Origin of the sequence: Hyphomonas sp., from assembly GCF_013823385.1 — a bacterium.
Taxonomy (GTDB): domain Bacteria; phylum Pseudomonadota; class Alphaproteobacteria; order Caulobacterales; family Hyphomonadaceae; genus Hyphomonas.
Window position 1 is genome coordinate 1 of the sequence record NZ_PNMA01000011.1, and the last position, 18200, is coordinate 18200.

Below are 18200 nucleotides of genomic sequence, written 5' to 3' on the forward strand. Positions count from 1 at the left end.
GAGGTGTGGGGGGATTCTGGGGCCCGGATAATCGCTGCGCATATTCCGGGAGGACGGGGGATAGGCCCTTGGCTTATCCCCCGATCTGATCAGTTGACCAGGCGTTTGAGTTCGTCGGCGAGGTCGGTTTTTTCCCAGGTGAAGGTGCCGTCCGTGCCCGGAGTGCGGCCGAAATGGCCGTAGGCGGCGGTGGGCGCGTAGATGGGGCTCGCCAGTTTCAGATGCGTGCGGATGCCCTTGGGCGAAAGGTCGAACAGGTCACGCAGCGCCTTGGCGATGCGGGCTTCGTCGGCCTGGCCGGTGCCGTGGGTGTCGACATAGATCGACAGCGGCTGGGCAACACCGATGGCATAGGAGACCTGGATGGTGCAGCGGCTGGCAAGGCCCGCGGCCACGATGTTCTTGGCAAGATAGCGCGTGGCATAGGCCGCCGAGCGATCGACCTTGGACGGATCTTTACCCGAGAAGGCGCCGCCGCCATGGGGGGCTGCGCCGCCATAGGTGTCGACGATGATCTTGCGGCCGGTGAGGCCGGTGTCCCCATCCGGGCCGCCGATGACGAAGCTGCCGGTGGGGTTGATGTAGAACTTGTCTTCCGGCGGGAACCAGCCTTCCGGCAGCACGGACTTGACGACCGGGCGGATGATCTCGCGCAGTTCTTCCTGGCTGACGCCGGCCTTGTGCTGGTGGGAGACGACGACGGCGTTCACGCCGACAGGCCTCGAGCCCTCATATTTCAGCGTCACCTGGCTTTTCGCGTCCGGCTCCAGCTGCGGGTTCTTGCCCGAATGGCGCAGCTCGGCGAGCCTTTCCAGGATCTGGTGAGAGTAGACGAGGGTGGCAGGCATCAGCTCCGGCGTTTCGTCGGTTGCGTAGCCGAACATGATGCCCTGATCGCCGGCGCCTTCTTCCTTGAAGAGGCCCTGGCCGGCTTCAACGCCCTGGGCGATTTCGGCAGATTGTCCGTGGACGTAGTTGTCCACGGTCATGTTCTGCCAGTGGAAGCCTTCCTGCTCATAGCCGATCTTCTTGACGACTGCGCGGGCCGCAGCGTTCATCTCATCAGGCGTGACGACGGCGCCATTATTGGTGCGCACCTCGCCGGCGAGAACCACGCGGTTGGTCGTGCAGAGGGTTTCGACGGCGACTTTCGCGGTCGGGTCCTTGCTGAGGAACAGGTCCACGATGGCATCCGAAATCTGGTCGGAAACCTTGTCGGGATGGCCTTCGGCGACGCTCTCGCTGGTGAACTCATGGGACTTCAGGGGCATTGATGGGCTCCTCTTGGAAATGGCTACCGGGCGAACACGACTGTGCGGCCGGAATTCAGGAAAATACGATGCTCCGCATGCGCCTTAACGGCGCGCAGGAGGGCGGTGCCTTCGATGTGGCGTCCGGTTTCAACCATGTCTTCAGGGGTGAAGGTGTGGTCGATGGTTTCGGTGGCCTGGGTGATGATCGGGCCTTCATCGAGATCGGCGGTGACATAATGCGCCGTGGCACCGATGACTTTCACGCCGCGGGCATGGGCCTGGTGGTAGGGCTGGGCGCCCTTGAAACCGGGCAGGAAGGAATGGTGGATGTTGATGACGCGGCCTTCCAGGCGGCGGCAGGCATCTTCGCTGAGCACCTGCATATACCGTGCAAGGACGACGAGTTCGGAGCGCGTTTCCGCGATGATGTCGTAAAGACGCGCTTCGGCCTCGGGCTTGGTGGCCGCCGTGACGGGCACATGAAACCAGGGCAAGCCCCAATGGGCGAAGGTGGGCTTCAGCGTGTCATGATTGGAGACGATGCCGGCAATCTCGATGGGCAACTCGCCCCGCCGGGCCGCATAGAGCAGCGTGTTGGCGCAATGGTCTGATTTCGACACCAGAAGCAGGGTGCGGAGCTTTTCCTCTGACGGGCGGATCTGCCAGTCTGCCTCAATCTCGGCGGCCAGAGGCGCCATGGCGGCCTTGATGGCATCAAGCGAGCGGCCATTGCCCGGCGGCGTGAAGACCAGCCGGGCAAAGAAACGGTTCGTCAGCGGATCACCGAAGGTGCGCGAGGCCGCAATGAAACATCCATGTTCCTCCATCAGCCGGGCAAGGCTGGCCACGAGGCCAACCCTGTCCGGACAGCTCAGGGTAAGGATGAAAGTTTGCGACACGCGCGTCCCCAGGTGTGCTGGATCAGTAGCGGTAATGTTCCGGCTTGAACGGGCCGGTCGATTCCACGCCGATATAGGCAGCCTGCTCGCCGGAAAGCTCTGTCAGCTTGACGCCGAGCTTGGCGAGGTGGAGGCGGGCGACTTTCTCGTCCAGATGCTTGGGCAGGGTGTACACCTTGTTGGCGTAGTCGCTGCCGCGCGTCCAGAGTTCGATCTGGGCCAGCGTCTGGTTGGTGAAGGAGGCCGACATCACGAAGGAGGGGTGGCCGGTGGCGTTGCCAAGGTTCACCAGGCGGCCTTCGGAGAGAAGGATGATGCGCTTCCCGTCCGGGAAAGTGATCATGTCGACCTGCGGCTTGATGTTCGTCCACTGAAAGTTCTTCAGGCCATCGACCTGAATTTCATTGTCGAAGTGGCCGATATTGCAGACGATCGCCATGTCTTTCATGGCGCGCATGTGATCGACCTTGATGATGTCCTTGTTGCCGGTGGCGGTAACGAAGATGTCGAACAGCGGGGCGGCCTCGTCCATCGTGGTGACTTCATAGCCGTCCATTGCGGCCTGCAGGGCGCAGATCGGGTCGATCTCGGAGACGGCCACGCGGGCGCCCGAACCTGAGAGGGAGGCGGCCGAGCCCTTGCCGACATCGCCATAGCCGGCAACGAAGGCGCGCTTGCCGGCCATCATCACATCCGTGCCGCGGCGAATGGCGTCGACGAGGGATTCCTTACAGCCATACTTGTTGTCGAATTTCGACTTGGTGACCGAGTCGTTGACGTTGATCGCCGGGAAGGGCAGCTCGCCGCGCTTTTCCATCTGGTAGAGGCGGTTGACGCCTGTGGTGGTTTCTTCCGAAACGCCCTTGATGCCGGCCTTGGTCTTGCCGAACCAGCCGGGGCTGGCGGCGATGCGCTTGCGGATCTGGGCGAAGAGGATTTTCTCTTCTTCCGACTGCGGATTTTTCAGGACGGACGGATCGGCTTCGGCCTTTTCGCCGAGGACGAGGTAGAGCGTTGCGTCGCCGCCATCATCGAGGATGAGGTTGGGGGCGCCGCCGTCATGCCAGTGGAAGAGGCGGTCGGTATAGTCCCAGTATTCTTCGAGGGTTTCGCCCTTATAGGCCCAGACGGGGGTGCCGTTGGCGGCGATGGCGGCGGCAGCGTGGTCCTGGGTGGAGTAGATGTTGCAGGAGACCCACTGGACGTCTGCGCCGAGCGCTTCGAGCGTCTGGATCAGCACGGCAGTCTGGATCGTCATGTGCAGGGAGCCGGCGATGCGGGCGCCTTTCAGCGGCTGGCTGGGGCCGAACTCTTCGCGCGCAGCCATCAGACCCGGCATTTCCGTTTCAGCGATGGCGATCTCCTTGTTGCCGAACTCGGCCAGGGAGATGTCCTTGACGAAATAGTCCTTCGGGAGGGCTTTTGCGGTCATATCAACGATCCTTTATATGTTGATTGGCAGTTACCACGCGCACTCTCAGGTGGCAACCGGCATTGACGGCGGGGCCCCCGCCGGGGCGGCAGGGCATGTCTGGGCGCTTAAATTGCAGGATTTTCAATCAGGGATAGAGGTGTCCGCCGGACAATCAGGCAAAGTATGCCGGCAGGTCCTTGAGGCGCGGCTGGGCCTGATCCTTGGCCGACAGGATGGGCGAATTGGCGCCCAGGGGCCAGTCGATGGCTATTTCGGGGTCATCCCAGGCGAGCCCCTTGTCGCAGGCGGGATCATAATAGCCCGTCACCTTGTACTGCACCTCTGTGTCAGGTTCGAGCGTGCAGAGGCCATGGGCAAAGCCTACCGGTATGTAAAGCTGGCAGCCATTCTCTGCGCTGAGAATGGCGGCGGCGTATTTGCCATAGGTGGGCGATCCGCGGCGGATATCCACGGCGACATCATAGATGGCGCCGCGGGTACAGCGCACCAGCTTGGCTTGCGGCGATGGCGCGATCTGAAAGTGAAGGCCGCGGATGACCCCGGCATCGCGAGAGAGGGAATGATTATCCTGGATAAAAGGCCCGGTGATCCCGGCCTCTTCAAAGCTGGAGGCGCGGAATGTTTCGGAAAAGTAGCCCCGATCGTCGGAGAAGCGCTTGGGCGTCACCAGGACGACTTCCGGGATCCATTGTTTTTCAAACATTCTTGCCGAGCCCCTCAGTATTCAAACAATCAACCAAATTACATTCGCAGAAGCCGTAGCAGACTTGCAAAACCTGCTTCAAGCCACAAACACGGCTCAGGCACGGCTCAGGCACGGCTCAGGTCACCGCGCTAACATCTGACGTATCCGGGCGGGCTGGCCGACGCTGGAGGCGGTTCTCGAGACATAGTCCTGGAGCATAGCGGGCGTATTGCCGGTATTGCGGGCGTCGATGGCGGAGAGGAATGCCTGCCAGTCTCCCCGGCTCTGAAGCTGGGGAAGGGGCCCATACATTTCGTAAGGCGCGTCATAGGCGGCGACGCCGACAGGAACGCCCGCGATGGCCGCATCCAGCGCGACCTTTGACGGCGTGGTGATCACACCCTCCAGGAGGGGCATGAGCGACGGCGCAGTCAGCAGGTTCCAGACAGGAGCCGCCGGGTCTGCCACCAGCAGGTTTTCATTGGCCGGGCGCTTGCCGCCAAAACGCTGCGTCAGCCACCGGCCTTCCGGATGGGGCTTCATCAGGAAGAAAAGCTGCGGGAAGGCCTCTGTCATGGCCTGAAGGTCGGCGAGGAAACTTTGCCGGTAGGCATCGCTGAACCGCGTCCAGTGAAGGTTTTCAAACACGCCGACAATCCGGCGGCCATTGGAGGGAATATTCAGGCGCTCACGCCAGGGCGCGAAAACCTGATCGTCCAGCGGGCCGGGCAGCCCGCCATCGACAACCTTGGCCCGGGTTTCAGCCGCGACAATACCCGGCAGTTGCGCGGTTCCGTTCCAGCTGAAGACCATCTGCGACGCAAACAGAACATCTGTTCCCTGACGGTCATCGAAATAGGTGAGCCCGACATTTTCGACGCCGTGCTGCAGGGTGGCCGTGCGCAGGCCGAGGGCATTGGCCTCCTGCGTCAGCGCATGCGCAAGGCGGTGGGGGCGGAGGCTCGTTTCTGACGAGGTCAGCAGCGCTGTGCATCCTTCCAGAGCCTTGCGCAGGCTTTCGGGGGACGCATCGGCGGGGAGGATCACGGTGGGCGCACGGCCACGGGCACCCAGCAGAATGGAGAGGCGCGGGCTGTTCTTCAGAAGCTGTTCAGCCACCAGAACGACTTCTTCAGCTGCCTGATCCGTTCCTGCCGGCGACAGGAACGGGCCAAGCATGTCGATGTCACCACTGAGGTGAAAAAACAGGGCAAGCTTCACGGAAGGAACATCAACGCTTGATGCGGGCTATCGTGTCTGGCCCGTGCTTTACCAGAAGGCCCCGTTTGACCAAGCCGACATTGTCCGATCCTGTCAGCTGGAAGATCTGCTCCGGCTTGTCCGCCAGAAACTCGTTTACGGCCATTTCTGCCATGGGGAAGCGGCGATTGTAGACATCATCGAGGACAATCACGCCGCCTTCCCGCATGCGGGGATAGAAATATTCCAGCGCCTGCAGATGCGCTTCATAGGTTTTGATCGAAATGTTGACAAAGGTGTACATCCGCTCGGGAAGGCTGGGGAGAACATCCGCGAGCAGCCCCTCATAGAGCTTCAGCCGGTCGCCCATTCCCATCGGCTCCAGAAAGGCTTCGACTTCCCGCAGGGTGGTGTCGTCATACATCGGACGCAGAAGATAGGGCGAGTTTTCCGGCGCCAGCTCACGGTCCTTCTCGCCCAGGGGCGGAAGGCCGGAGAAGGTGTCGATGCCGATCCAGTTGAAATTGGCGCCGGTGGCCATGCCTTCCGACATCAGCACCTGCAGGCTGCGGCCGCGATAGACGCCGAGTTCGGCTGCGTAGTGGGTTTCCTTCTTGCCGGAGACGTATCCCAGGGCCAGGCGCAGGCTGATCGCCATCGGATCATCCTGAGGTGCGGCAACCCAAGCTGGCTCACTGCTGGCGTTCTTCTTTTCGCTTAGGTCGGTCATCGCAACACTTTCTTTTCTTCAGTGATCGAGCAGGGACTTGGGCAGATTGCAGATATCGACGAGTTGCTCAAGAAGACGCGCCTGCGACCAGCGTGTCTTGAGATCATCTTGCGCGGTTTCCACCATTTTCCGGGCCATTTCGGGATTGCCGAGCAGCTGGCGGATCGCGTCGCGCCATTCCTGCTCCGTGCTGGCCAGGATGCCCCGGCCCCCGGCAAGGCTGGACTGGTAGACAAGGGTGTCGCTGGCCACGCAGGGCATCCCGGCGACCGTATACTCGATGAATTTCGTGTTTGCCTTGCAGCCATTGAATGGATTTGCCTCCAGAGGCGCCAATCCGACCGACCAGGCCATGGCCTGAAATGCAGACATGAACTCGCGATAAGACCCTGCCGCGGGCCGCGCCGAGATGCGCCCGGCAAACTCCGCCTGCAGGGCTTTGGGCATCTTGATCGAGCCGAAGGTTTCAAACCGGACTTGCGGATATTCACGCAGGGCTTCTGCAATCGCCGGAACGATCATTTCCAGATCCCGCGCGTGGCCGGAACTGCCCATATAGCCGATCACCGCCGGCGTGGCGGGCGCATAGGGAACCGGAGCGCACGGCGCGGCGCAATACATGGCGCCGGCCGATATGGGCGTTGATAGCCCGAGTGTTCCCAGCTGACGGGCCAGTTCTTCCGTGGACGCATAAACAGTGCTGGCGCGTTCGCACAGAAGCCGCATGCGGGCCAGACGGGCAGGCGCGTTGTACTTGTTGAATTTTGCCGGGCCGAGCGCTTCGGGCACCTCGAACAGATTGTCATCGAGATGCATCACAAAACTCTGGCCGCGCTTTTCGCAGCCCGAAACAATGCCGGAAGCGCCGCGCCCGCCAAAGCGGCTGACAATGACATGTGTCGGGTCATACTGGCTCAGCGCGTCGTGTACGCGCTGGTCCGCGTCTGCCCCGCAGAGATGTTCGAAGTCCGCTTCGCTCAGAATGGTCAGCTGAACCTTGCCGCTTTCGCGAGCCGGTAGGAGCGGCAGATCGAACGAGATGGTCTGGGTCGCGCCCGGCCCATCGGCGAAAACAAGGATCCGAATGGCCGCTGCGCTGTTGCCCGCATCATGCAGCAAGGGAGCAAAAGGCTTGGCGGTCACCGGCGCGCGGATGGGCAGGGGCGAGGGCGAAGGCGAAGGCGCTCCTGAAAACAGGCCGCTGACTTTCCTCGAGATTTTGGCAATCGCGCGCGAAAATTCCTGAACAGGCATACTGCGGGGCTTTCCGGTCTTATTCGGCAGCTTGCGCAGCGAGCTGGGCTTCGTATGCGGCGATTGCTTTCTTGCGCTCGCGCTTCTTCTGATACACCTCCGCGTGCTTCACGAAGCCGGCCTTGGCGTCGATCTCTTCAAGACGTGCGGTGCGGGCAGCATCGGGCACGCTCAGATCGTCATTCATTTTCAGCTCGGTCAGAAGCGAGGGGCGGAAGTAGCCGAGTTTGATTTCTTCCTCGATCTGGCTCCAGCTCAACGCGCCTTCCGACAGCATCCGCCGGACCTCATTGATCCAGACCCAGCCGATGGGGTTCTGGTTGGAAACCCATGGCTGGATGAACATGTCCGTATAATGAGTGAGCGCTGTGGTGCCCTCGATATAGGTTTCCAGGGAGTTCCAGACCCACGGCACCCGCCAGCCGATTTCATCGGGCTCCAGAATGCAGATTTCCGAAAGCAGTTCGTCATAGGTGTAGCGCCCATCCAGGCCGGAGATGATGTCTTCGGCGACCCAATTGAGCTTGCCGCAATCCAGCACCATCACGGAGGATTGCTTCTTGCGCCGCGACGGGGCGCCAAGCTGGCCTTCCTTGGGCTGAAATTCTTCGGGAATGTCTTCCAGGATCTGGATCTTTTCGCGGCCCTCAAAGGGCACTTCCCAGAGACCCCGGATATCCTTGAAGACCTGCATGTCCGCGTCCATGTAGATGGCGCGGCCCTGATAGTTGCAGAGCGCTGGAATGGCGAAGCGGGTGAACGAAAAGTTTGTGCGGGACCCCTGACGAATATCCTGCGGCTCCGGCAGGATGACGTCCGCCATGGAGACCACATCCACTTTCATGTCAGTATGACGGCGGATTGAATAGGCGAGAACATCCACAGCCAGAGCCTGTGATCTGTCGGCTCCCACGAATACGCGAACCAGGTCCTGAGACATGTTTTCTGTGTCCTTTCGACGGTCTGACCCCTGTTTATTCCAGAGGCATGAAATGGCAAGCATTCACCTATAGGTTAGACGATGTCCGCAAGTCTCGGCGCCAGGCGCCAATGGAAAAACAGGGCGATTGACCAGATTGCAAGCCCGATCAGAAAGATCGGCCCGAGAAACTGCATCCAGTTGTGCGCGTCCCACAACAACAGATCCCGCATCATCTCGACGGGCCAGGTCAGCGGATTGATGAGGGGAATCCAGCGGAAGGTTTCCGGCACCAGGCTCAGCGGGAAGGTGATGGATGAGGTGTAGAACAATATCCGCATGATGACGGGCACAATCTCCTTCACATCCCCGAAGAAGGTGCCGAGATAAGCGGTGACCAGGCCAAAGCCGGCAAATACCCAGAACACCAGAAGACTGCTGGCGACATAGAGCAGGGAGCCCTGAACGGTTGCGAGCCCGTAGCTCCAGCAGACGATCAGAACAATCGCGATGTAGAAGAGAAACTGGATGAACACCCGCGCCGTCAGACTGGCGAAGATCGTCCAGACCGGCAGGTCGGACTCGCGCACCAGACGCCGCTTGGACTTGAACCAGTTTGCGCTGCTGCCGATCATCTCGGAGAAGGTCAGATAGAGAAAGAAACCCACGGCGAATGCCGCCAGGAACGGCACCGCATTGCCGGTTCGCGGGTCGGTGAATTCGATTCCGACAACCAGATCAAAGACGGCCCAGTACACCCCGATCAGCAAGGCAGGCCCGAGGAACAGCCAGAGACCACCGAGCAGGGAATCCTCGAAGCGCTTTCTCAGTTCCCGGATGCCGCTGGTCCACGCAAACTTCAGCCGCTTGCCAAGCTGTGTCTGATGCTTTCGCGGCGCGCGCGGAGGAAGCGATTCCTTGCTGAGGGCGCCTGCGGTCATGATTTCACGATATAGGTTTTGACATTGTTGCCCTTGGGCGTGCCGTAGCCGACATGCATCAGCTTTTCCGGCCGGCTGGCCAGGAACTCATCCACGGCGATCTTTGCCATCGGATAGTGGCTTGAATGATAATCATCAAAGAACATAACCCCACCCGGCAACAGGCGATTGTAGAAATATTCCATGCAATCCATGTGCGAACTGTAGAGATCGCAATCGATGATGGCCATTAGGTATTTTATCTTAGGCAAGGTCGGCAGGGTGTCGCAGAAGAAACCCTTGACCAGTTCGTAGTTTGGCTTGTGCGCCGGCCCGATATAGGCGTGCACTTCTCGCTCGGTAACGTCCGCAAACAGAGTGCGTTTGCGATAGGACGCATTTTCCGGCGCGGTTTCCGAATCCCTTGCGGACAGAGGGGGAAGCCCCTCGAAACTGTCCAGCGCATACACATAGACATTCGTATTCACCTTTTTCGCGACCTCCAGCACGGACAAGAGTCCGCGGCCACGATAGGTGCCAGCCTCGGCAATGAAGAACTTGCCATGTTTCTGATAGTACTCCGGATGCAGCAGGCGCCCTCTGGCAAGGGTTGCCTCCGTGATCTCCAGAAGCGGGATGCGCTCGAAATAGGCGGGGTTCAGCCGCGCATCAGATGGGGGCGTGCTGCCGGCGCCAGCAAACAGCTCAGGCCCGGCCTCCGCTTCGAAATGGAAGGGGGTAGCAGGCGCGCGCTCTTCACCCGTTCCGGGAAGGGCATCGGTTTGCGATGCTGTTTCAATCATCAATCAATACTCAACAGGCTGAAAGCGGTCGAACTTACGTTGCGCCTTGGTCGCTCGCAAGTAAGCGGGGTGTTTCCCGCACCCGCTTTACACAGGCGTTAAAATCAACGTCCACCAGTCCTGCGCGGCAGCCATCGACGATATGCAGTTCGATAAGTCCTTCCTTTTCAAGGCGAAGGGCTTTTTCCCCGCCGTCATAATCGGCGATTGTGAAGCGGAGCAGATAAGCGCCAACGACCATGCGTGGCTTGAAGGCCAGCTCCACTTCGTACTCTTCTCCGGCAACCCAGCCCTCCTCGCGGACGAGTTCGGACACGGCGGCCAACACGATTCCCTTGGAGCTGCGCCACCCGGCAGCAATGCGGGGGCGGGCAATATCCTGGAGGCAGGCCAGCTGTACCTTCATCCGGACAAACTCGTCCCCCCCCTTAAGGAACACCTTGCCGCCGATGGAGGGCTCAGACACTTCGGCGGCGCCTTCCGCAGGGACCAGGGCGGGCGGTGTCAGGACCGTTACGCCCGTGACTTCGATGGCAGGGCCCTCATAGTCCTGCCCCGTGGCGGCCCGCCTGAGGGCCACCAGCTCTTCGGCCGAGCGGCGCTTGCGCGGGGCTACGTTGAGGGTTTCCTCATAGGCCTGCATGCCCCCGAGCGGATCGCCGTCGAAGATCAGTTCACCCTGTTTCATCACAATGGCGCGGGAGCAGTAATTGCCGATGATGGCAGGCGAGTGGCTGACCATGATATAGGTCTGGCCCGCATCAATTGTGGCTTCAATATGGCCGTAGCATTTGGAGCGGAACTCAGCGTCGCCCACGGCGAGCACTTCATCGATGATGATGAGGTCTGCCTTCACGAAGGTTGCACAGGAAAAGCTGAGCCGGGCGCGCATGCCGGACGAGTAGGTTTTCACCGGCTGGTCAAAATATGATCCGAGTTCGGAGAATTCCTTGATGCGCTCAACCGTTTCCTTTGCTTCGTTGCCGGTGATGCCCTGAATGCTGGCAAACTGCCTGGCGTTATAACGGCCCGTTTCGTTGACGTTGAAGTGCTGGCCGATTCCCACCAGCGCCGACACGCGGCCGAAGCGTTCGATCTTTCCGGTTGTCGGCGCGAAATGGCCTGCCAGCATGCCCAGAAGCGTACTTTTGCCCGCCCCATTGCGCCCCAGAATGCCCACCGACTGGCCCCTATAGACCGACAGGTTCAGGGGTTTGACCGCTTCGGCCACCGGTCTCTTGCCGCGCAAGCCCGTCAGGGCCTCGAGAAACAGCTGCGGCGGTGTCGCGGTTGTCTCGAAGGACTTCGAGATATTCGTCGCCTGAAGCAGAATCTGCAAATCTACAGGGAGATCACCCATGCTGTGGAACGCCTTATTTGTCTCTCCGGTGACGCTACCTATGCTCGGAATTCGATGCCAGCAACGCCTTGATTTCAGCGTCCTGAGCCAGTGCCTTGCCCATTTCACCTGAAAACCTGTCAGCGCCTAGGCCCGAAAGGTGGCGAAAATCAGCATAATCCACATTTGGATCATATTCGCGCTTTATGCCGAGGTCGATAAACAGGGCGCCGCGACTGTCCGCCCATTCGCGCATCAGGCGGCGATTCTCCTCAACAGTTGCGATTTTTCCAAAAGTATCAAAGTATACCGGGTTTGTAGGTAGAAAGAAGAAACCTACCGTCACGCCAAGTTCTTCGCCGAGAGCCAGAAATTCGTCCAAAGCGCCGCCGTCCGCAGCAGCGTTCGGCCAAATGTGATCAGGTAATGAAGCGTAGCGCTCTGGCTCCTCTCGCCGCATTCGCGCCTGATCTGCTTCAAAAGTTACGTAGTAATCCGCACCTGCCGGCGGATAGGGCTGGAACCCCCTGTCAGTTATGTCGCTGGACAGTTCAGGCAGCTCCTGACCGGTCACCAAAGCGCGTATCGGTTTTCTGTAATTCAGGAGTTTGATCCGCCGCAAAAGAGATTCTGAAAGGCTGAGATCTTCGGGATCCTCACAAATGACGTTCAGGCCGGTGTCGATTGCAAAAGGAGACGTCAAAATGGGCTTCTTCAGTTCTCCACAGGAGTCCGGTGCATATTCGAGGCTTACGATGGCAATGGGTTCTGCAAGGTTCAGTCCTATCAGAAGAACTCTTGGCTGATTCGATTCAGCCAAGATCCTGCCATGCTTCAAGAGTGTGTAGGTCAGCCCGGGTGCGAAACCATCAAGCCCCAGATTGAAGGACCTGACGGTAACTCCGTTGGCCGCGCTGTTGAACGCCTCATCCAATTTATCAGGGTTTACGCCCCATCTGACTTCGCTGCTGCCGGAGACAATCAGGTTCCATTCGTCTGCGTCAGCCTTTAGCGCGGCAAGCTTGGCATCAAATTGAGGAGAGTTCGTGTAGGATACTTGGGTGAACAGCCATCGATCAGCCGTCTCCCCGAGCCAATACACAGGAACCGCGATTCCGAAAACGGCGACTGCGAGGAAGACCATGGCTCCACGTAAGTTTGTCATCGCGTCGCTGGCCCCCGCCATCAAAACTGAAAGTAAATAAACGGAACCGTAAGTCCGGCGGAGAGCACATAACCAGCAACGAAGAGCCAGAATGCGAGCACCACCTTGATGACATTCGGCATCGGCACAGAAATGTTGTTGTAGCGCAGGTGTAACAACGGCCGGTTTGCGACCCCAACGGCAAATGTTTCTCCGTTACGGGGGCTCAACTGCCATACCTGACCTTTTTCGTAAAAGTTCTGATTGTTTCCCATCAGGTTGAGCCAATGAAGCGGCAACATGAGGATCAATCCAGCCAGAAGGAATAACTGGGCAACACGAAGCTGTTCATCGGCGGGCATCGATATCCATGACGCTGGACTAAACGCGGCGCGAATGAAAACGTCCGAATACGCCAAAGCCTGGCCTGTGGATTCGGCGCGAAAGAATATCCAGCCCACCAGCACAACAAACATTGTGATGGTCCAGGTGAATAGTTTGCCCACTGATTGGATCAGTTTTGCGCCGGGCAACGGGTTTGCCGATCCGGACACGCCGGCGTTCAGTCTGCGCGAGATGAAACGCTCGATCGCCAATGCCGCCCCGTGAATCGCGCCCCAAATGAGAAAGGTGAATGCAGCTCCGTGCCAAAGCCCTCCCAACACCATCACAACTGCCAAGTTCAGATAGGTTCTCAAACGACCTTTCCTGTTTCCGCCGAGCGGCAGGTAAAGGTAGTCCCTTAGCCAGAACGATAATGTCATGTGCCACCGCCGCCAGAATGACTGGAAGGAGGTGGCGAGATAGGGAAGGTTGAAGTTCACAGGCAGCATGATGCCGAAAAGCCAGGCGGATCCCAGCGCCATGACGGAGTAGCCCCAGAAGTCACAGAAAATCTGCATGGCAAACGACAAGGTCGCGAAAACAATCGCCTGCTGTGCAGGGGTGTCTTCAGCGGAAAAGACAAGGTCAACATAGGAGGCGAGGTTGTCAGCAACGCCCACCTTTATCAGGTAACCCGCTGACAGCATCAGCAGGCCCTGGGCAATTGCCGAGACCGAAAAAGGCTGGCGTACATTCAACTGCGGAAGCAGCTCTTTGCCCCGGCAGATCGGTCCCGCGATCAATTGCGGAAAATAGGCAACAAAGACCGCAAACTTCAGAAGGGATTTTTCTTCTTCAAGCGTCCCTCGGTGGACATCTACAGCGTAGGCTACGAGCTGAAATGTAAAAAACGAGATGCCCAGTGGCAGAATGATCGAGAGTGGAGAAAAACTCCCAGATGCGACGCCGATGGATTGGCCCGCCATCATCGCGGTTTCGATGGCGAAGTTCGTGTACTTGAAGATGCCGAGCAAGAGTAGGTTCAGCGTTACCGTCAAGGCAAGCCAGCCAAAGCCTGGAGATTCCGCGATCCGCTGGCGGACGACTTTCCATCGAACAAGCGCAAAAGTGACTATGATCGCGCCCAGCAACAAAGGCAGAAAACGCCAATCCCAACTTGCGTAAAATATGCAGGATCCAACAAGCAGGATAACCAGCCTGGCTTTCTGCCACGGCGCTATCCAATAAAGAAAGGCGCTCGCCGCAAGCAGGATAACGTACTCGAACGAGTTGAACAGCATGGTGCTGGCTTCCGATATCTTGAGCCGACAATCCTGAAAACGACGACGCTATTGGAGTTACATGGATCAGACGACCTTTTTGGTGATGGTCACCTGCCGGAAATCACGGTTGTCCATTGCAGCGGTGCGGGCACCTGCAGGCCTGCGGTTCACGGGGCATCGGACGGCGGGCGCGGCCAGAATGTCTCGGCTTCTGCCTCCAATTCGGGCGACGAGGCGAGGATGGCGCTGGCATAAGCGTCCGTTTCAAAGTGAGTGGACAGGCGCTCGAACGCTTCACGCTCAACAGTCTGGATGATGATGACATCGGCTGTCGACACAAGCGTCGCCAGCCGTTCGGGTGTCAGGGAATCCCAATGCATGTAGAGGGTATCCCCAAAGAACTGAGAAACCTGATCCCAGGCCTCATACATGAAACTGTCATGCAGGATCAGGACGCGCCGGGAACTGAGGGGCGCACCGTTGCTTGTGGAGGTATTGTGGACAAAGGGCCTGCCGGGTTCCGGGTGGGGCACCTGATTGCTGTTCCTGTTCTGATGGCCGCCCCGGTCAAATCTCACCCGGGCGAAGTCCCTCTGGAAGTACATTCCGGCCATGCGCCCGAGATCGGGTGTCTTCGTCTGGGGCTCAATCTCGACAAGTGGCCCGAGGTTGAGCTCCGGGGCAAACAGCTTAACAATATGCTCTATGAAAACGGTTGATCCGTATTCGGTCCAGTGTGTCTCGTAAGGCACGTAGACCGGTTGGGCGATTTCAGCCCGGAGCTTTCTCAAGGCGCTCCACGCATCAAAGTACTCCATGCCGCTCTGCTTCAGAAGCGTGTCGAGCTGTTCGCGATTGGCGGTCCTGCAGGCACTGAGTTCGGCCTGCGCAGGGGTAAGTTTGTCATTGTAGATCGCTTCCTTGTCCGGAGCGACCGTGAACAGGTAGGATTTGCCGCTGGCCTCCAGCGCGTTGCCCAGGGCCGCCAGATTATCGACCTGGCTTTTCATGCGCTCTTCGGGAATGCAGTCGCCCAGCAGCGTCTGCCGCAGATGGATCCAGCCGTCCTTGCCGGCGGCGACCTGCGTGCCCGTTACGTCTCCAAACAGGAAATAGCCCAGCCTTGCATACGCCTTGATGGCCATTTCCCGGGCAGGGTTCTGTTCTACCAGCGCCTTGTCGAGCGCGCCATAATAGGCCGGATCGAACAGCCGGGCCGTGTTGAAGTCCGGTGGCCGGGACATCGGCCGTTCCTCAATCGGTCTGGCGCGCATGCCGGCGGCATACATCCCGGCGGGCACCAGGAGCATTGCCAGAAACCAGCCAAACCAGAAAAGCCGGGAAAAATCAGACCGCATCAGGTTCATCCCACCTGTCAGAACTGGAAGTAGAGGAAGGGTGAGTAGGTGCCCGCCATGACCTTGATCAGGGCAAAGGGGAAGGCGGCGAACATCAGGCCCGACAAGGCCACTGCGCCGAGCCGCCCCTGATACACCTCGGGGCCCCGGACCTGGGTGGGCACGCCTATGGCGATGACCAGCCCGATCGCTACAACCATCAGGTCCATTGTGCGCAGATCAAGCGATACGATCGCCGGCAGGCTGAAGCCGCTGGGCACTACCATCGCCGTGTAGAAGTCCATTGCGTAGCCGATGTCCGGCGCCCTGAACACGACCCAGCCGATCAGCACGAGCAGCAGGACAATCAGGCGTCTCGCCGCGAGATTAAGGGGCGAAAGGGTGGCCCCGTCGGCGTGGTTCCGGATGCCGGTGATGCGTTCGATGATCAGCAGCAGGCCGTTATAGATGCCCCAGACCAGAAAGGTCCAGTTTGCGCCATGCCAGACACCGGTGAGAACAAAAATGGTGGCAAGGTTCACATAGGTCTTCCCCGGCCCGCCTCTCGACCCGCCCAGCGGGATATACACATAGTCGCGGAACCAGTTGGACAATGTCATGTGCCAGCGCCGCCAGAAATCCGTAATTGAGACAGAGCGGTAGGGGCGGTTGAAGTTTTCCGGAAACTTGAAGCCGAACATACGGCCAAGGCCGATGGCCATGTCGGAGTAACCCGAGAAGTCGAAATAGATCTGGACGGTGTATGCCAGGGCGCCGAGCCAGGCGGCGGTTGTGGTGATCTCGCCGGAGGGCAAGGCAAATATGCTGTCAGCGATGGCGCCTGCGCTATCGGCGATGATGACTTTCTTGACCAGCCCGTGGACAAAGCGGGTGGCGCCTTCGCTCAGATCGCGGCTGGTTATGGACCGCTCCCGCAATTGTTCGGCAACCAGGCCGTATCGCACGATCGGTCCGGCGATGAGCTGCGGGAAAAGTGCCACGTAGAGCGCGAAGGTGAGCGGGTTCTTCATCGCCCGCGCCCGTCCGGCGGCGATGTCGAACACATAGCTCATGCACTGGAATGTGAAGAAGGAGATGCCGATCGGCAGGATGACATCTGTCCACAGCCAGGGTTCGAATCCGAGGGCCACCCGCAGCCCTTCGGTCTCCGCCACAAAGAAATTGGCGTATTTGAAATAGCCTAGAACGCCGACGTTGCAGATGACGGAGAAGGTAACCGCCATCCGGGAACGCCGCCCCGCCTTCAGGTTCAGGTCTACCCAAAGGCCCAATACGTAGTTGAACGTGATGACCAGGAGCAGGATGCCGATGAACGAAGCACCGATGCCCCACATGTAGAACACCAAACTGGCGGCCAGAAGGACCAGATTGGATGCTGCGGATCGGCCTGCAGCGTGTGCCAGAAGTGTCGCGATGAGGATGATCGGCAGGAATATATGCAGGAATGAAAGACTGGAAAAAACCAAGGATACCTCACTCTGCATGGGAGCGCGCTGGCATCGCCCGCCCTTCCGCAAATTCCTACAACCTGCAATCAGCTTTTAAATGGGCGTGTGGGCCAAGCAGCAACTCTGAAAAGCATGAGTCTGGTTTCCTGGCCAGAATGAGGGTGTCGCTGGCGCCTCAGGCTTGCGCAGCCGGTCTGTACTCGTCAGACGTCCTTCTTCGCAATGACCACCTGCCGGAAATCGCGGTTGTCCATGCCGCCGAAAACATGAGGTTCATAGACCTTCAGCACTGATTTGAAGCCCGATTTCTTCAAGGCTTTCACGAGCGACTCGTTATCGGCCCAGAAGGAGAAAGTGTTGTCCAGGGAGGCGCGGACCTGATTGATTTTTTCCTTGTCCGATGCCCCGTCCGCATGTTCCCGGAAAAGCCAGCCTTTATAGCCGCTTTCGAGGGTGACCGGGCCCTTCAATGCATAGTCACGGGCAACCTTTTCATTCGCCACATGGGTGTAGAGGATCATCATGTCATTCGTCAGCGCCCCCATCGATTTCAGGAAGGCGCTGAAATCATTCTGACCGAGATGATGAAGTATCCCGAAGCAGAGGGTTATGTCGAACTGGCCGGTATCGGCAGGGGTGAGATGGCGCACATCGCCGAGGCGGAAAGTGGCATTGGTCACATCCATGGCTCGGGCAATGGCGGTGGCCCTTCTGAAATACAGGTCGCGCCCCTCGACGCCGAGGACCTTGCCGGCGCCGGCCTGAGCAAAGGCCATCGAATGCCCGCCTTCTCCGCTGGCGATATCCAGAATAGACTTGCCGGTTATGGAGTTGCCGGTGCTGTATGCCTTGGCTAGGCGAAGCGCGAGATGACCCAGTTCTTTCAGGCCGGTTGCCTTCCTGAAAAACTTTTCATCTTTGTCCGGTGAAATTGTATGTACACCGCTCACTTCGAAATGATGCGCCCAGGGAATCTCCGGGGATAGCTCCAGAAGCAGCTTTTTCATGTCCCCCGCGTCCAGCATTGCCGTCCCTCCCGCCAACCCGCTCTTGATAAATCAAAGCGCGAAACGCTCCAACACTTATCTTGTTTGTCAGGCCGGAAGGGATCCGTCCGTTCGCGCGCAAGGCAGGCGGCGCTTGCTTTTGGGGCATATGACTTGTTGACAGAGCCGCTTTCCGGATGGGTTCACTTGCAGAAATTGC

General features: G+C 59.1%; 16 protein-coding genes. All 16 read right to left on the reverse strand.

Annotated elements, in window-relative coordinates:
• Positions 1-89 precede the first annotated feature (89 nt).
• Entirely contained in the window at positions 90-1271 is a 1182-nt protein-coding gene (metK, locus tag C0456_RS08450) for a methionine adenosyltransferase (protein WP_291050475.1), read from the reverse strand.
• Between the two features lie 23 nt (positions 1272-1294).
• Entirely contained in the window at positions 1295-2152 is an 858-nt protein-coding gene (gene purU / locus C0456_RS08455; protein WP_291050477.1) for a formyltetrahydrofolate deformylase, read from the reverse strand.
• A gap of 22 nt (positions 2153-2174) precedes the next feature.
• A complete protein-coding gene (ahcY, locus tag C0456_RS08460) occupies positions 2175-3584 on the reverse strand; it encodes an adenosylhomocysteinase (protein WP_291050479.1) in 1410 nt (469 codons plus the stop codon).
• A 154-nt stretch (positions 3585-3738) separates the two neighbouring features.
• Complete coding sequence (gene rfbC, locus C0456_RS08465; protein WP_291050481.1) at positions 3739-4290, reverse strand: dTDP-4-dehydrorhamnose 3,5-epimerase; 552 nt, start codon at positions 4288-4290, stop codon at positions 3739-3741.
• A gap of 123 nt (positions 4291-4413) precedes the next feature.
• The gene (locus tag C0456_RS08470; RefSeq protein ID WP_291050483.1) at positions 4414-5493 is read right to left on the reverse strand and encodes a hypothetical protein; all 1080 of its coding nucleotides are present in this window, start codon (positions 5491-5493) and stop codon (positions 4414-4416) included.
• A gap of 10 nt (positions 5494-5503) precedes the next feature.
• Entirely contained in the window at positions 5504-6202 is a 699-nt protein-coding gene (locus C0456_RS08475; protein ID WP_291050485.1) for a class I SAM-dependent methyltransferase, read from the reverse strand.
• An 18-nt stretch (positions 6203-6220) separates the two neighbouring features.
• Positions 6221-7456 (reverse strand): glycosyltransferase, encoded by a 1236-nt coding sequence (locus C0456_RS08480; RefSeq protein WP_291050487.1) that lies wholly within the window; start codon positions 7454-7456, stop codon positions 6221-6223.
• A 19-nt stretch (positions 7457-7475) separates the two neighbouring features.
• A complete protein-coding gene (locus tag C0456_RS08485) occupies positions 7476-8396 on the reverse strand; it encodes a glycosyltransferase (RefSeq protein WP_291050489.1) in 921 nt (306 codons plus the stop codon).
• A 74-nt stretch (positions 8397-8470) separates the two neighbouring features.
• Positions 8471-9316, reverse strand: coding sequence for an ABC transporter permease (locus tag C0456_RS08490; RefSeq protein ID WP_291050491.1), 846 nt, complete (start codon positions 9314-9316; stop codon positions 8471-8473).
• The gene (locus tag C0456_RS08495; protein WP_291050493.1) at positions 9313-10098 is read right to left on the reverse strand and encodes a TylF/MycF/NovP-related O-methyltransferase; all 786 of its coding nucleotides are present in this window, start codon (positions 10096-10098) and stop codon (positions 9313-9315) included. The genes C0456_RS08490 and C0456_RS08495 overlap by 4 nt, the downstream gene beginning before the upstream one ends.
• Before the next feature lie 34 nt (positions 10099-10132).
• Positions 10133-11458: an ATP-binding cassette domain-containing protein gene (locus tag C0456_RS08500; RefSeq protein WP_291050495.1), complete on the reverse strand. Its 1326-nt coding sequence runs from the start codon at positions 11456-11458 to the stop codon at positions 10133-10135.
• 34 nt (positions 11459-11492) lie between these two features.
• Entirely contained in the window at positions 11493-12581 is a 1089-nt protein-coding gene (locus tag C0456_RS08505) for a hypothetical protein (protein WP_291050497.1), read from the reverse strand.
• Between the two features lie 41 nt (positions 12582-12622).
• Positions 12623-14206 (reverse strand): MBOAT family O-acyltransferase, encoded by a 1584-nt coding sequence (locus C0456_RS08510; RefSeq protein WP_291050499.1) that lies wholly within the window; start codon positions 14204-14206, stop codon positions 12623-12625.
• A 149-nt stretch (positions 14207-14355) separates the two neighbouring features.
• Positions 14356-15546: a hypothetical protein gene (locus C0456_RS08515; protein WP_291050501.1), complete on the reverse strand. Its 1191-nt coding sequence runs from the start codon at positions 15544-15546 to the stop codon at positions 14356-14358.
• A gap of 17 nt (positions 15547-15563) precedes the next feature.
• Positions 15564-17012 carry an MBOAT family protein gene (locus C0456_RS08520; RefSeq protein WP_291050503.1) on the reverse strand — a complete coding sequence of 483 codons (1449 nt, stop codon included), beginning with the start codon at positions 17010-17012 and terminating at the stop codon, positions 15564-15566.
• A 185-nt stretch (positions 17013-17197) separates the two neighbouring features.
• On the reverse strand, positions 17198-18019 hold the full coding sequence (locus tag C0456_RS08525) for a bifunctional 2-polyprenyl-6-hydroxyphenol methylase/3-demethylubiquinol 3-O-methyltransferase UbiG (RefSeq protein WP_291050504.1): 822 nt from the start codon (positions 18017-18019) through the stop codon (positions 17198-17200).
• Between the last annotated feature and the right edge of the window lie 181 nt (positions 18020-18200).